The sequence below is a fragment of the Pseudomonas maumuensis genome (assembly GCF_019139675.1).
GTDB classification, from domain to species: Bacteria; Pseudomonadota; Gammaproteobacteria; order Pseudomonadales; family Pseudomonadaceae; genus Aquipseudomonas; species Aquipseudomonas maumuensis.
Genome location: NZ_CP077077.1, coordinates 3,447,364 through 3,462,137, shown reverse-complemented (window position 1 = coordinate 3,462,137; position 14,774 = coordinate 3,447,364). Strand labels below are relative to the sequence as shown.

The 14,774-nt window shown below is 66.9% G+C and carries 12 protein-coding genes; 4 read left to right on the top strand and 8 right to left on the bottom strand.

Annotated elements, in window-relative coordinates:
- Positions 1–173 precede the first annotated feature (173 nt).
- Positions 174–632 carry a nucleoside deaminase gene (locus KSS90_RS15350; RefSeq protein WP_217866249.1) on the top strand — a complete coding sequence of 153 codons (459 nt, stop codon included), beginning with the start codon at positions 174–176 and terminating at the stop codon, positions 630–632.
- The gene (locus KSS90_RS15345; protein WP_217866248.1) at positions 629–1,822 is read left to right on the top strand and encodes a cyanate transporter; all 1,194 of its coding nucleotides are present in this window, start codon (positions 629–631) and stop codon (positions 1,820–1,822) included. Before KSS90_RS15350 ends, KSS90_RS15345 begins: the two co-directional genes overlap by 4 nt.
- Here KSS90_RS15345 and pdxR read toward each other — a convergent pair.
- The 8 genes from pdxR to KSS90_RS15305 form a co-directional block, all read right to left on the bottom strand.
- A complete protein-coding gene (gene pdxR / locus KSS90_RS15340) occupies positions 1,815–3,248 on the bottom strand; it encodes a MocR-like pyridoxine biosynthesis transcription factor PdxR (protein ID WP_217866247.1) in 1,434 nt (477 codons plus the stop codon). The genes KSS90_RS15345 and pdxR overlap by 8 nt on opposite strands.
- A 180-nt stretch (positions 3,249–3,428) precedes the next feature.
- Positions 3,429–3,767, bottom strand: a complete 339-nt coding sequence (locus KSS90_RS15335) for a hypothetical protein (RefSeq protein ID WP_217866246.1) — start codon at positions 3,765–3,767, stop codon at positions 3,429–3,431.
- A 228-nt stretch (positions 3,768–3,995) separates the two neighbouring features.
- A complete protein-coding gene (glcF, locus tag KSS90_RS15330; protein WP_217866245.1) occupies positions 3,996–5,234 on the bottom strand; it encodes a glycolate oxidase subunit GlcF in 1,239 nt (412 codons plus the stop codon).
- A 9-nt stretch (positions 5,235–5,243) separates the two neighbouring features.
- A complete protein-coding gene (gene glcE / locus KSS90_RS15325; protein ID WP_217866244.1) occupies positions 5,244–6,290 on the bottom strand; it encodes a glycolate oxidase subunit GlcE in 1,047 nt (348 codons plus the stop codon).
- Positions 6,290–7,789, bottom strand: a complete 1,500-nt coding sequence (glcD, locus tag KSS90_RS15320; RefSeq protein ID WP_217866243.1) for a glycolate oxidase subunit GlcD — start codon at positions 7,787–7,789, stop codon at positions 6,290–6,292. Before glcD ends, glcE begins: the two co-directional genes overlap by 1 nt.
- A 7-nt stretch (positions 7,790–7,796) precedes the next feature.
- The gene (locus KSS90_RS15315; RefSeq protein ID WP_217866242.1) at positions 7,797–9,017 is read right to left on the bottom strand and encodes a M20/M25/M40 family metallo-hydrolase; all 1,221 of its coding nucleotides are present in this window, start codon (positions 9,015–9,017) and stop codon (positions 7,797–7,799) included.
- Positions 9,018–9,122: 105 nt separating this feature from the next.
- Positions 9,123–11,780 carry a M60 family metallopeptidase gene (locus KSS90_RS15310; RefSeq protein WP_217866241.1) on the bottom strand — a complete coding sequence of 886 codons (2,658 nt, stop codon included), beginning with the start codon at positions 11,778–11,780 and terminating at the stop codon, positions 9,123–9,125.
- Between the two features lie 232 nt (positions 11,781–12,012).
- Positions 12,013–12,798 (bottom strand): SDR family NAD(P)-dependent oxidoreductase, encoded by a 786-nt coding sequence (locus KSS90_RS15305; RefSeq protein WP_217866240.1) that lies wholly within the window; start codon positions 12,796–12,798, stop codon positions 12,013–12,015.
- Positions 12,799–12,902: 104 nt separating this feature from the next.
- Between KSS90_RS15305 and KSS90_RS15300 the strand changes: the two genes are divergently transcribed.
- Entirely contained in the window at positions 12,903–13,865 is a 963-nt protein-coding gene (locus tag KSS90_RS15300; RefSeq protein WP_217866239.1) for a GlxA family transcriptional regulator, read from the top strand.
- Complete coding sequence (locus tag KSS90_RS15295; protein WP_217866238.1) at positions 13,862–14,767, top strand: LysR family transcriptional regulator; 906 nt, start codon at positions 13,862–13,864, stop codon at positions 14,765–14,767. The genes KSS90_RS15300 and KSS90_RS15295 overlap by 4 nt, the downstream gene beginning before the upstream one ends.
- Positions 14,768–14,774: the final 7 nt, after the last annotated feature.

The following is a 14,774-nucleotide window of genomic DNA, read 5'->3' as shown; positions in this document are numbered from 1 at the left end:
GACAAGTGGCACTACCTTAGCCCCCAGCCGTGCCGTGCCGAATAGCCAATCCCGCGCTTTGCCAGGAGGCCAATCGCGCATTTGGATGGCCACTGACAGGCATCCAATCTCTTCATTTCTGTCGGGGCGTCGCAGCCGGGATAATGCGCGGGTCAACACCGGAGAACCGTTTCATGTCCGCAGATCGATACATGCGCGAAGCCCTCGAGCTGGCCCGCGGCAATATCCAGGCCGGCGGCCGCCCGTTTGGGGCCGTGCTGGTCTACCAGGGGCAGGTGATCGCCCGCGCCGTCAACGAAATCCACAGCACCCAGGACCCGACCAGCCACGCCGAGATGCAGGCCATCCGCCAGGCCGCCCAGACCCTTGGCCAGCCGCGCCTGGAGGGTGCCGAGATCTATGCCAGCGGCCACCCGTGCCCGATGTGCCTGGCAGCCATGCACCTGTGTGGCATCGAGCGAGCCTGGTTCGCCTACGACAACGACGAAGGCGAGCCCTATGGCCTGTCCACCGCCGGGGTGTATGCGCAGATGGCCCGCCCGCCGCAGCAGCAGAGCCTGCCCCTACGCCCGCTGAAACCCACGGGGGAGAGCGGCCTGTACCGTGAATGGCAGCAGGCCAGCCAAGGATGAGGGGCGCGCTGAACCTGTTGCTGGTGGTGCTGCTGGCCCTGAACCTGCGGCCGATCCTCACCAGCATCGGCCCTTTGCTCGAACCCATGCGCCAGGGCACCGGCCTGGGTTACCAGCAGGCGGCGTTGCTGACGGCGCTGCCGGTGCTGTGCATGGGCCTGATCCCGTTGTTGCAACCCTGGCTGCGGCGCTGGCTGAGCGAGCATGGCGGCATGCTCGCCGGGCTTGCGGCCATTGCCCTGGCCTGCCTGTGGCGCCTGCAATTGGACAGCGCCTGGGCGTTGATCGCCAGCGCCGTGGTTGCCGGCTTGGGCGTTGCCGTGGTGCAGGGCATGATGCCGGGGCTGGTCAACCGCTGGTTCCCCAGCCGCCTGGCGGCGAGCATGGGGCTGTATTCGGCGGCGTTGATGAGCGGTGGTGGTTTGGCCGCGGTGCTCGGCCCTGCGATTGCCGCACACTTCGGCCATTGGCAGTTCGGCCTGGGCCTTTGGGCGCTGCCGGCGCTGCTGGCGATGGCGGCCTGGGTGGCCCTGCGTCCGCGCCAGCACACGCCAAGCCAGGCCGCCGGCGGTGGCGGGCACTGGTTCGGCAACCGCCGCGCCTGGCTGCTGGCGTTGTACTTCGGGCTGATCAATGGCGGCTATACCAGCATGGTGGCGTGGCTGCCGGCCTATCACCTGGAGCATGGCGGCACGGCCCAGGGGGGCGGCGAGCTGGTCGGCCTGATGACCATCTTCCAGGTCTGCGGTGCCCTGGGCGTGCCATTGCTGCTGCGGCGCCTGGTCGATCGCCGGCCCGGCCTGTGGCTGGCCTTGCTGATCCAGCTCGGGGGCTTCCTCGGCCTGCTGCTGGCGCCGGCCAGCGCCATGGGCCTGTGGGTGGCGATGATCGGCCTGGGCCTGGGTGCCTGTTTCAGCCTCAGCCTGACGCTGACCCTGGAGCACCTGCGCAGCCCCGGCGAAGCCGGCAGCCTGGCGGCGTTCGTCCAGGGCGTGGGCTTCATCGTCACCGGCATCGTGCCGTACATCACCGGCTGGTTGCGCGATGTCAGCGGAGACTTTCAGGCCTCCTGGAGCCTGCTGGCCTGCACCGTACTGGCGATGTTGCTGGTGACCGCGTGCTTTGCGCCGAAGGGCTACGCCAGGGCGATTGCCCGTGGCCAGCAGCCCGCTGAAGCGCTGGTCAACTGAGGCGCTGCAGGGTGTCGGCGACGCGGTCCAGCGCCGGGTCGATGTCCAGCAGCTCGATGGCGCCAAAGCCCAGCAGCAGCCCCGGCCTTACCGGGGCCTCGCTGAAGAACGGTGCCAGGGAATAGAGGCCCACCTCCACCTTGCGCGCCAGGCTGATCAGCAACTCGACATCCACCCCCGGCTTGGCCAGCGCGCTCAGGTGGAAGCCGGCGCTGGTCGGTACCGCGTCGAACCAGGACGCCAGGTCGCCGCCGAGCCGTGCCAGGATCCGCTCGCGCCGTGCGCTGTACACCTCGTGGCAACGGCGGATGTGCTTGTTCAGGTGGCCTTCGCCAAGGAACCGCGCCAGCGCCCACTGCTGCAGGGTCGGGCTGTGCCAGTCGCTCAGGTGCTTGGCCACGCAGGCGGCCTGCAGCACGGCGGGCGGCAGCACCGCGTAGCCCAGGCGCAGTTCGGACAGCAGGGTCTTGGAGAACGTCCCGACATACGCCACCAGGCCATGCCGGTCCATGCGTTGCAGGGCCTCGGCGGCAGGCCCCTGGTAGCGGAACTCGCAGTCGTAGTCATCCTCGATGATCAGCGCGCCAAGTTCGGCGGCCCGCGCCAGCAGCGCCTCGCGCCGTGGCGCGGCCATGGGCATGCCCAGCGGGAACTGGTGCGAGGGGGTCACGTAGATCAGCCGGGTGCCATCCTCGATCTGCTCCACGCACAATCCCTGGTCGTCCACCGGCACCGACTGCAGGCGCGCGCCCAAGGCCTGGAACAACTGCCGGGCCGGTGGATAGCCCGGGTCTTCCATGGCCACCTTGCAGCCGGGCTCGACCAGCACCCGGGCGATCAGGTCCAGGGCCTGCTGGGCGCCGTTGCACACCAGCACATCGCTGGGTGCGCACTGGATGCCGCGGGTGAAGGCGATGTGATGGGTGATGGCCTCGCGCAGTTCGGGCAGGCCCTGGGCGGAAAACTGGCGCTCGGGGTGCCGCTGGCTGCGGCGCAGGGCGTAGTTCATGCAACTGCGCCATTGATCGTAGGGAAACTGCGACTTGCTCGAGGCGCCGCCGATGAAGTCGTAGCGAGAGGGGGCGTCCAGCGCGCGGTGGCCAAGTATCGTGGCGCGCTGGCGCCAGCGCTCCAGCGTGTCGGCGGCGGCCAGCGGGATGTGCTCGTTGTCGCGCTGGCGCAAGCTGTGGCGCGGGGTGATGAACGTGCCACGGCCGACCACGCCGCTGAGCAGGTTGTCGTAGGTCAGGCGGGAATAGGCTTCGGCCACGGTCTTGCGCGAGACGCCCAACTGCTCGGCCAGCAGGCGCGTGGGCGGCAGTTGCGTGCCGGCGGCGAGGTGGCCGCTGTCGATGCCGGCGCGCAGTTGCCGGTAGAGCTGCTCGGCAAGGCCTTTGCGGCCTTCGAGGCGGATGTGCAATTCCATCGTGGGAAGGGTCCGAAGCGCAGGGATGTAGAAGCTTCGGGGTTTATTGCGGTGGCTGCAAGTAGGGCAGCTTTGCGGCCCATCGCCGACAAGCCGGCTCCCACACCGACCGCGCCGACCTCGAGCCCGGTGCCTTCCTTGTGGGAGCTGGCTTGCCAGCGATGAGGCGCATACAGGCGATCAAAGGCGGGCGGTACTGATGGTGATGTAGCCTTTTTCGGGCAGCGCGATGCGGATCACCGTTTCGTCGTCGCAGGCCTTGCGCTTCTGCTTGATGCATACGCCATCCACCGTGGCCTCGCGCATGCGGGCATGGATGGCGCGGCCCTTGGCGTCGAAAAAGGCCTCGCTGGCGAGCAGTTCGACGCGTTCGATCAGTTGGCGGGTGTGTTCGTCGGTGGCGCAGAAGAAGCGCACACCCGAGAGGTGCGGGTTGTCGTCGGGGTTGCTGACCTCATGAGCCAGCAATTGGCGCAGGGTATGGCGCAGTTCGCGGGTAGGGCGGTCGTGTGTGGGCATGGCATGGCCTCATCTGGATGGGGTTGGCCGCGCCGGGGCGGCCGTAACTTCTCCAGGTCGGATGATGTTTTGCCGAGGGGGTGGCAACAATCAAGCAGCGTCCGTGCTTGTGGTAGGAGGGTTCTGAAATTACAGGCAGGAGGTTGAACGTCGCCTTGATCCGCGTCAGGTCCATGGCATGTCCATCGCGGATTGCCGAGGCATTTTCATGCCCCGTGGCCAGCAGGGCTAAAGCGTTGCAGCGCTTTTGGCATCGAGCGCCGCCTCGACGACCTCGATCCAGTGGCGTACCGGTGTCCGCCCGGCACTGCCGAGGTGCAACTGGCAACCGATGTTGGCCGTGACGATCACCTGCGGGTTGCCGCTTTCCAGCGCATTGAGACGATCGTCGCGCAACTGCCGCGCCAGCAGCGGCTGGGTCAGTGAATAGGTGCCGGCTGAGCCACAGCACGAGTGCCCGTCCGGAACCGGCGTGAGGTGAAAGCCCAGCCGCGTCAGCAACTCTTCGACCGCGCCGCCTAGCTTGAGGGCGTGCTGCAGCGTGCAGGGGCAGTGGAAGGCCAGGCGCTGCTCGGCGCACAACCCCAGCTGCTCCAACGGCTCGGCCTGCAGCACCTGCACCAGGTCACGGGACAGCGCGCTGACTTTGGCGGCCTTGGCGGCGTAGTGTGGGTCGCTTTCGAGCAAGTGGCCATAATCGCGCACGAAGGCGCCGCAGCCGCTGGCGGTCTGCACGATAGCTTCGGCGCCGGCTTCGATGGCTGGCCACCAGGCATCGATGTTGCGTCGGGCACGCTCCAGGCCGCGCGCCTGGGCATCCAGGTGGTAGTCCACGGCCCCGCAGCAACCGGCCTCGGCGATCGGTTCAACACCGATACCGAGGCGGTCGAGCAGGCGTGCGGTGGCGGCGTTGGTATTGGGCGAGAGCGCCTGCTGCACGCAACCTTCAAGCAGCAATACGCGGCGGGTGTACGCCGCTGATGGGCGCTGGCCAGCGGCGGCGATCCGCGGCGCCAGCTTGGCCTTGAGGTTGGCCGGGAGCAGGGGGCGCAGGGCAAGGCCGCAGAGCAGCAGGGCCCGGAACAGCGCCGGCCTCGGCACTACCGCCCGCAAGCCACTGCGCAGCAGGCGCTGGGCCAAAGGCCGCGGCACCTGGCGGTCGACCACGGCGCGGCCGATGTCGAGCAGGTTGTGGTACTGCACCCCGGAGGGGCAGCTGGTCTCGCAATTGCGACAGCTCAGACAACGGTCCAGGTGCGTCTGGGTGCTGGCGCTGACTGGTTCGCCTTCAAGCACCTGCTTGATCAGGTAGATGCGCCCACGTGGGCCGTCCAGCTCGTCGCCGAGCAACTGGTAGGTGGGGCAGGTGGCGGTGCAGAAGCCGCAATGCACGCAGGATCGCAGGATCTGCTCGGCCTCGTCGGCACGGGCCAGGCGGCGGGCGGAGTCACTCAGTTGGGTTTGCATGCCGCGGCCTCACAGGTGTGCATACAGGCGGCCAGGGTTGAAGATGCCCTGGGGGTCGAGTTGGCGCTTCAGCGCCTGGTGGTAACGCAGCGTCATCGGCTCCAGTGGCGCGCTGCTGTCGTCGCCGGGCGCGTAGGCGGTGGCATGGCCGCCGACCTCGGCCATCAGGGCGCGCAGGGTCGCTGCCGGCGCTTCTGACTTGAGCCAGCGCTGGGCGCCGCCCCAGTCGATCAGCTGCTGCCCGGGCAGGTCGAGCATGCCGCAGGTGATGGGCAGGGACAGCCGCCACAACGTGGCAGGCGCGGCGAAGAACGCCAGGCGTTGCTCGCGCAGGTCGCTCCAGTACAGTGGGTCGAGTATCTCGCCGCCCAGGCGCTCGCGGGCCGCGCGCACCGAGCCTTCGCCGCCTTCCAGGCGCAGGTGCAAGGCCTCGCCGTCGTGGCAGGCGGCGCTGATCGGCAGCGGCTGTCGGCCCCACTCGGCTAGTCTGGCCAGCGACTGGTAGGCGTCCATCTCCAGGCGCAGGCCCAGGCACTGGCGTGGACGCGGCAACACCTTCAACGAAACCTCGGTGAGCAGGCCCAGGCAACCAAAGCTGCCCGCCATCAGCCGCGACACGTCGTAGCCGGCGACGTTCTTCATCACCTCGCCGCCAAAGCGCAGGTGCTTGCCGTGGCCAGTGATCAGCCGGGTGCCGAGCACATAGTCGCGCACTGCGCCTGCCCAGGGCCGGCGCGGCCCCGACAGCCCCGCCGCGACCATGCCGCCCAGTGTCGCCTCGGGCCCTAGGTGGGGTGGTTCGCAGGCCAGCATCTGCCCGGCCTCGTGCAGCGTTGCCTCGATCTCGCGCAGGGGCGTGCCGGCGCGGGCGGTGAGCACCAGTTCGGTGGGGTCGTAGCTGACGATACCGCTGTGCCCACGGGTGTCGACGAGCTCGCCGGCCACCGGGCGGCCAAGCATGGCCTTGCTGTTGCCGCCCTGGATACGCAGTGCGGTGTCCTGGCGCAACGCCTGGTTGACCTGCTCCAGCAACTGCTGGCTGATATCCGTACACATCAGAAGCGCTCCAGGTCGGGGAAGGGCAACTGCCCATGATGCACATGCAATGCACCGAACTCGGCGCAGCGCTGCAGGGTGGGGATGTTCTTGCCCGGGTTGAGCAGGCCCCGTGGGTCGAAGGCGGCCTTGAGCGCGTGGAACACGGTGATCTCGTCGGCGTTGAATTGGGCACACATCTGGTTGATCTTCTCTCGGCCCACGCCGTGCTCGCCGGTGATGCTGCCGCCCACCGCCACGCACAGTTCGAGGATCCGGCCACCGAGGGCTTCGGCGCGTTCCAGCTCGCCGGGTTGGTTGGCGTCGAACAGGATCAGTGGGTGCATGTTGCCGTCGCCGGCATGGAACACATTGGCGACCCGCAGGCCGTAGCTCTCGGATAGTTGGCGGATGCCCGCGAGCACGCGCGGCAGCTCGCGCCGCGGGATGGTGCCGTCCATGCAGTAGTAGTCCGGCGAAATGCGCCCCACCGCCGGGAAGGCGTTCTTGCGCCCGGCCCAGAAGCGCACGCGCTCGGCTTCGTCGCAGGCCAGGCGCACCTCGCGGGCACCGGCCTGGCGCAACAGGGCATCGACGCGGGCGCAGTCGTCATGCACATCGGCCTCGACCCCGTCCAGTTCGCACAGCAGGATCGCCGCCGCGTCCACCGGGTAGCCGGCGTGGATGAAGGCCTCGGCGGCGCGGATCGCCAGGTTGTCCATCATCTCCAGGCCTGCCGGGATGATCCCGGCGGCGATGATATCGGCCACCGCGCGCCCGGCGTCCTCGACGCTGGCGAAGCTGGCCAGCAGTACCCGCGCTACCTGTGGCCTGGGCAGCAGCTTGACGGTGACCTCGGTGACGATGCCGAGCATGCCCTCGGAGCCGGTGAACAGTGCCAGCAGGTCGAAGCCGGGGCTGTCCAGGGCATCGCTGCCAAGGGTCAGGCGCTCGCCCTCGACGGTGAGGATCTCCACTTTCAGGAGGTTGTGCACGGTCAGCCCGTACTTCAGGCAATGCACGCCGCCGGCGTTCTCGGCGACATTGCCGCCGATCGAGCAGGCGATCTGCGAGGAGGGATCCGGCGCGTAGTACAAACCGTGGGGCGCCGCCGCCTGGGAAATCGCCAGGTTGCGCACGCCGGGCTGGACCCTGGCGAAGCGGCCCTGTGGATTGACTTCGAGGATGCGGTTGAAGCGCGCCATCACCAGCAGGACGCCCTGCCTCAGCGGCAACGCGCCGCCCGACAGGCCGGTGCCGGCACCGCGCGCGACCACCGGCACGCCGCGCTGGTGGCAGAGCCGCAGCAGCGCCTGCACCTGCTCCAGCCGCTCGGGCAGTGCCACCAGCAGGGGCAGCGTGCGGTAGGCCGAGAGGCCGTCGCATTCATAGGGCTTGAGGTCTTCGCTGCGGTGCAGGATGTCCAGGTCGGGCAGGGTCTCGCGCAGGGCGGCCAGCAGCGCCGGCTTGTCCACGAGCGGCAGCGGGCCGTCGACACGTTCGTCGTAGAGGATGTTCATCGGCGGCCTATTGCGCCAGTTGCCTGATCATCGCCACCGTCAGGTACAGGCGCGGCGCCACGCTGGCGATCTCCATGTACTCGTCGTCGCCATGCAGGCCGGCACCGACCACACCCAGGGTCTCCAGCACCGCGGGCTTGTCGCTGTCAGGCACGTAGGCATAGCCGGCGTCGGTGCCGAAGCGCATGGCGATGGGCTGCAGTTGCCGGTCGATCTTGCTGTAGAGCTGCCGCGCAGTTTGTGCAAGCTGTGTGGAGGCGTCGTTCTTCGCCAGAGGCGGACGGCCTTTTTCCATGACCAGCTCGACCTGGGTATCGGCGACCAACTGCTTCTTGATGATCCGCAAGGCATCCTCCTGTACCCGCTCGGTCTCGCTCAGGTCGGAATAACGCATGTCGGCCTCGGCGCTGGCCAGGGCAGGGATGATGTTGGCCTTCTCTCCGGCCTTGGCCAGGGTCCAGTTGACGGTGGTACCCTTGTCCTTGTCGCCGAGGGCATTCAATTGCAGCAACTGGTGCGCCAGCTCGATCAGCGCGTTGCGCCCGGCCTCCGGCGCGGAGCCGGCGTGGGAAGCGCGGCCGTTCACCGTGAGTTTCAGGCGGTTGATGCCGTTGGTGGCGACGGTCACCGCGTCCTTGTCCGGTGGCTCGTAGGAAAAGACGAAGTCGTGCTGGCGCGCCAGCTCGGCGATTAGCTGCCTGGAGCCTGCCGAGCCCATTTCCTCATCCGGGTTGAACAGCACGGTGAGGGTGCGATAGCCCTTGTACTGCTGGTTCTGCAACAGCTTCAGGGCATGCAGGATCATCGCCACGCCGCCCTTGGCATCGGCCACGCCAGGGCCATAGGCGCGCTCGCCTTCGATACGGAACGGGCGCTTGGCCACGGTACCCGGGCCGAACACCGTGTCGTAGTGGACCATCAGCAGGAAGTCTTTGTCGCCGGTACCCTTGAATGTGCCGACGATGTTGTCGCCCACCGAGGGCGTGGCCGGCTGGGTGGTGACCTTGGCGCCCAAGGCCTCAAGGCGTTTCACCAGCTCGGCGCCGACTTGTTCCAGGCCCGCCTCGGTCCCGGTGCCGGTATCCACCGAAACCAGGGCCTTGAGGGTTTCCAGGTAATGCGCCTGCTCGGCCTTGGCTTGCTGGAACAGCTCCTGGGGCGTGGGCTCGGCGGCCTGGGCGGCGGCGCAGGCGAGGGTAAAGCAGAGAAAGATCAGTTGCGAACGCATGGGCAGGGCCTCGATCCATGATGAATGCTTGTCATGAACCGTTCAGCGTAGACCCTGCCCATTCTCCTGGGGCTTGGATGTGTTCCTAGGGCAAGCGCGAAGCGCTTAGCGTTGGCCGCCGGTATCGACCACCTTGGACTGCGTCACGCTACCGTCGGCGAGCGTGATATGGACCTCCAGGATCTGCTTGCCGTCGCTCAGGTAGCGGCTGTCCAGGCCCAGGTTTGCGAATGTGCCGTCGGCCTTGACCGATGCGATGCCTACCCATTGGCGTTGGCTGTTCAGTGCTTCGACAGTGGCCCCGACCGGGGCTGCCTTGCCCTTGGCCTCCAGTTTGTTGCCGACCCATTTACCGCTAAGTTCGAGCACCTGGGCAACGGGTACCAGGTAGTCCTCCTTGAACTTGCGGCCAAGGTAGTCCATGCGTGCATGCAGCGTGGTACGGCCATCGATCAAGAAACCATTGTTCAGCGCCGCATGCTGGAACGTCCCATCGGCATTGATCGAGCCGATGCCGGGCCAGGAGCCATCCTGCCTGCCGACGTCAATGGAGGCCCCTTGCGGCTGGCCGCGCCCGGTGACCTTGATGAGCCCGTCAGGGGTGCGCAGGGCAGTGAGTTTGGTGATCAGCGGACGCTGAGTCACGGTGAATGTCGAACTGTCGGTACTGCCCTTGAGTCGTGCCTTGACTGTTCCATCCTTGCCCATCCAGGTTTCGTCCAGTTTTGCATTGCTGAATGCCAGGTACTTGCCCACATCACCGACAGCGCGCCATTCGCCGTTGCTGTGCAGCACCTCGATGTGCGTGCCCTGCGCCGCGAATGCATGGCCTTCGAGCTGCAGATTTCTGGGGGCCATCTTGGTCTTTTCGGGGTTCGCAGACTTTGCGTCGGGCCCCCAGAAGCCCCACAGGTCCAGCATGCGGTTGGCGGCCGAGCCTCCGTACACCGGCTTGGCGGTAGGGTCGTCCTGCGGCTTTTCCAGCCCCAGGGCCTTGATTGCCGCGAGGGTCTGTGAATCGGGTGCCAGGCCCCAATGGATGAAGTAGTCGGAAAGGTCGTGCTTTGCCGCCCTGCTGGCCTCGACCATGAACAACTGCTTGCGTCCACGCCGGTTGCCAGGGTCCGGGCTAGCGCGCACCGCGCGTTCAAGTGTGGGATAGAAAGTCTCGCCGAAGGCCACGCGCAGTTGTTCGAACATCACGCCCATGTGCAGGTTTTCGGTTTTTTTCAGGTTCTCGAACTCGCGGTCTTTCTCCGGTGCTGCCAGGTAGATCTGCGCCTTGTCCCAATGCGCCGGGCTAGGGCCACCAGGGGGCGCAGGTACGATTTCCCCGTAGAAGCGGCGCAGGGAGGCCAGGGTATACACGTTGACGGTCACCTCGGTGAGTAGCCCTGGGTTCCAGGTCCAGATCGATGACTGCCGCAAGTGGCCCAGTTCATGCCAGAGCATCCAGTTGGACTTCGCCTTGTCCGCGGAAAGTGCATCAAGCACGTAGGGGACGGGGATCGCCGCGCGGTATGTACTGGCGTTCGGGTTGACGCCCGTTTGCGTTTCCACCACGTAACGCCGCAGTGGGCTGGGTCGGTCCCGTGGGTCGGAGCCAGCCTGCCCCGCAAGCTGGTCTTGTGCCTGGATGCCCTGATCCATGACCTGCAGCAAGGCTTCGGCATTCTGGTCAGAGCGTTGCATGCTTTGCAGCGAGCTGGCGACGATCACCCGTTTGCTGTGCAACAGTGCCACGGGCACTTTGGAGACTTTGAGCATGCTTTTCCATTGTTCGAGGCTGGTTTTGCCTGGCTCGAAGTAGGGCACCGGCTCGGCCTGTTCACCGAGGGTCACGGTGACGTTGGGGGCCGAGGTATCGATGCTGTCGGTGACGTAGCGCACCGAAATCAGGCCGCCTCGCACCGAATAGACTCGGTTCTGACCTGGTTGCAGTGTTCGGACAAGCGGCTCTGACTCACTGCTTGCGATGTTCCAGGGGTGTACCAGCGCAGGCGTGCCGATAACCAGCTCGAGCACGGCAGCGCCGGGGTCGCCTGCCACGTCGACCGACAGTTCCGTGTAGGGGTTGAGATGGAAACCGGTGGGTTGCCAGTCAGCCCACAGCAGGGATTGTCGCGCGCGGGCACGTTCGGATTCGGCGCTGGGCAAGGCGGCGATATCCAGCGTGCGCGGCTGCGGGAACTCTTCGGGATGGTCCTGGTGATAAACCGGGTCGCGGGGCATATGGGTATCCGACCACAGCGCGGTATCGCTGAGCAGGCGCGCGCAAGTCACCAGCTTAACGGCCGTGTCGCTAACCTCCAGGCAACGTTGCTCGGTGGAATAGGCATTCTGCAAGCTTACGTAGTTGGGCGAGCCATCGCGCACGATCCAGCGATTCTCGTCCCGTGAGCTGTCGCAAGGGCCCATGGCCGGTGCCCAGGCGACGTTGACCAGGCAGCGCTGTGTGCCATCGGCCGCCGTACGGCGGTTCACCAACAGCAGGCCTCCGTCCTGCTGGCGAACCGTCCATTGCGTCAGTTCGGCTGCCTCACCCTCGGTTTCACAGGGGCCAAGGTCGACTTCCTGGCCAGATGCAGAGGCTCGCAGGCACTGTCTGCTAGCGCCTTGTTCGAAGGCGCTCTTGTTGGTCAGCACATCGTACGTTTCATCCGCCTGGGCGAAGCCTGAGGACAGGCCGGTGAGCAGCAGCACCAGTAATGTCATCGCCAAGGAAAAGGGCAGGAATGGATGATTGAGGCGGCTTCTGTTCATGAGGTTCGTCCATGGGGGTTGTTCGTGCCGGCGAGGCCAGAGGAGCCGAACGTGCAACCGGGATGATGGCGAGCGGTGGGAACAGCGACAACTGATAGAAATGCCAGGTGGTCGTGGGGTGCGCTGCGCCCCGGGCGTCAGGCCTGGAGGTCGAAATCGCAGTCATGGTGACGTCCTTGTCGTCAGGCGTGATCAAGCGTGTGAACGTGGCACGTATCTGTCTGAACCACGTTCACCCATACCGCGGCGCCAGGCGCTGATTGGACAGTTGCCCGGCCAGCCCCTGGCGGGCGGCTTCAAAAGCCACGTAGCGCTCGTGCTCATGCAGCGACGGGATCGAGATCAACTGTCCCGTATCGAAGTCCTGCAGCGCCGCCACCACCAGGTCCCGCGCCGTCATCACGATCGCCGGGTCGAGGTTTTCCACCGGCAGCCCACCGATGGCCCAGAAGTCCGTGGCGGTGGCGCCGGGCAGCACGGCCTGGACCTGCACGCCGCTGCCGGCCAGTTCCTTGTGCAGCGACTGGCTGAAGGCGGTGACATAGGCCTTGCTCGCGCCATACACGCCATTGAGCAGTTCGGGGGCCAGGCTCACCACCGACGAGATGTTGATCACCGCGCCGCGCCCACGGGCGACGAAACCGGGTACTGCCGCGTAAGTCAGGCGGGTGAGGGCGGTGACGTTGAGGGCGATCATCCGGGTCATCTGCTCCACGTCGCTGTCCAGCAGCGGAGTGTGGGTGCCGATCCCGGCGTTGTTCACCAGCAGATCGATGCTGGCGTCCTCGCGCAGGCGCGCCTCGATGCGTGCCAGGTCCTGGGTATCGGCCAGGTCCGCCGGCAACACCTCGACGCTGCGGCCGGTCAGGGTGGTGAGGCGCTCAGCTTGCGCGTTGAGACGTTCGCGGTTACGCGCCACCAGGATCAGGTCGTGGCCACGGTGGGCCAGCTGTTCGGCGTACACAGCGCCGATGCCGGTGGATGCGCCAGTGATGAGTGCGGTGCCTTTCGAGCTCATGGTTGTGACTCCGTGGGTTGGGGTGAGGCCATGATGCTGGGCTTTGCTGCTGGCGCAAATGACGCATATAGTACGTATTTAAGACATGTCCTGGAGTACATTCCATGCATCGGGTCGGTTATCTGTTGTGCGAAGGGTTCCAGGTGATGGCGCTGGCTTCGCAGTCGGTGTTCGAGTTCGCCAACCTGCTGGCCGGGCGGCCGGTCTACGCCTTGGGCAACTTCAGTGTCGCTGGCGGCCCGCTGCGTTCGTCCCTGGGCCTGGTGCTCGACACCCAGGCGGTGGGGTCGCCGAGCCATGCCGATACCTGGCTGGTGGCGGGCACCTTGTCGCCGGTCGATTTACCGCCTACACCCGAGTCGGTTGCGCTGGTGCGGCGCCTCGGCGGCCAGGCCCGGCGCACGGCGGGTATCTGCACCGGGGCTTTCATACTGGCGCAGGCCGGCTTGCTCGACGGGCGCCGCGCCACCACCCACTGGGCCTTTGCCCGTGAGTTCCGCGAGATGTTCCCGCGCATCCAGCTCGAGGAGGACCGCATCTTCATCGCCGATGGCAACCTGTGGACCTCGGCTGGCATGACCGCGTGCATCGACATGGCCCTGGGTATGGTCGAGCAGGACCTGGGCGCCGAGATCGCCAGGGGCGTGGCCCATCGCCTGGTGATGCACCAACGCCGCTCGGGCGGGCAATCGCAACATTCGCAGCTGTTGGCCATGACGCCGCGCTCGGACCGCATCCAGGCGGTGCTGGAGCATGTGCGCGGGCACCTGGGGCAGCCCCTGACCGTCGAGACGCTGGCCGAGGTGGCGCACCTGAGCCCGCGCCAGTTCAGTCGCGTGTTCAGCGCCGAGACTGGCGAATCGCCGGCCAAGGCCATCGAGCGCCTGCGCCTGGAGGCGGCGCGGCTGTTGATCGAACAGAGCCGCCACAGCCTTGATGTGGTCGCCCGCGAGACCGGTTTCCGCGATCGTCGGCATCTGCGCGAGGCGTTCTTGCGCGGCTTCGGCATCCCGCCGCAGGCCGTGCGCCGCGATGCGCGGCGCCTGGACAACGAGGTGCCGGCATGAAGAAGCTCGTGCGTATGGACGATCTGCAGGTGTTCGTCAGCACCGTGGAAAGCGGCAGCTTTTCCGCGGCGGCGCGGCAGCTGGACATCTCGCCGGCCCTGGCCAGCGGCGCGGTCCAGCGCCTGGAGCGCAGTTTGGGGTTCCGTCTGCTGGTGCGTTCCACCCGGCGCCTGCGCCTGTCCGACGAAGGCCTGCGCTACCTGCCCCATGCGCGGCAGGTGCTCGAGGCACTGGTGGAGGGCGAAATGGCCCTGGAGCAAGGGCGCGAGGAGATCGGCGGGGTGCTGCGCCTGTCGATGCCCTCGGACCTGGGGCGCAATGTGCTGCTGCCCTGGCTCGACGAGTTTCAGTTGCAGCACCCGGGCATCAGCCTGCAACTGCGCCTGAGCGACCAGGTGGCGGACATGGTGGGGGATCGCCTGGATGCCAGTATCCGCTATGGCCAGTTGGCCGATTCGGGCCTGGTGGCGCTGCCTCTGGCCCCGGACAACCGCCGCACGCTGTGCGCCGCGCCGAGCTATATCGCCCGCCATGGCACACCGCGCACACCGGAGGAGCTGGCCGGGCACAACTGCCTGCGCTATGTGATGGGCGAGCAGACCCACGAGCGTTGGGGCTTCCACCTGCCGGATGGGGTCAGGACGGTGAGCGTCTTGGGCGATCGCACCAGTGACGACGCCGATGTGGTCCGCCGCTGGGCGGTGGCGGGGTTGGGGATCGTCTACAAGTCGCGGCTGGATGTGCTGGCCGATGTGCGGGCCGGGCGGCTGGTGGAGCTGTTCCCATCGGAATGCGGCCAGGCGGCACCGCTGCAATTGGTGTGTGTGCATCGCCAGGCAGTGTCGCCAGCGATTCAGCGGTTGCGGGGCTTCCTCCAGGACAAGTTTGCCGAGCTAGGGTAGGCGGGCC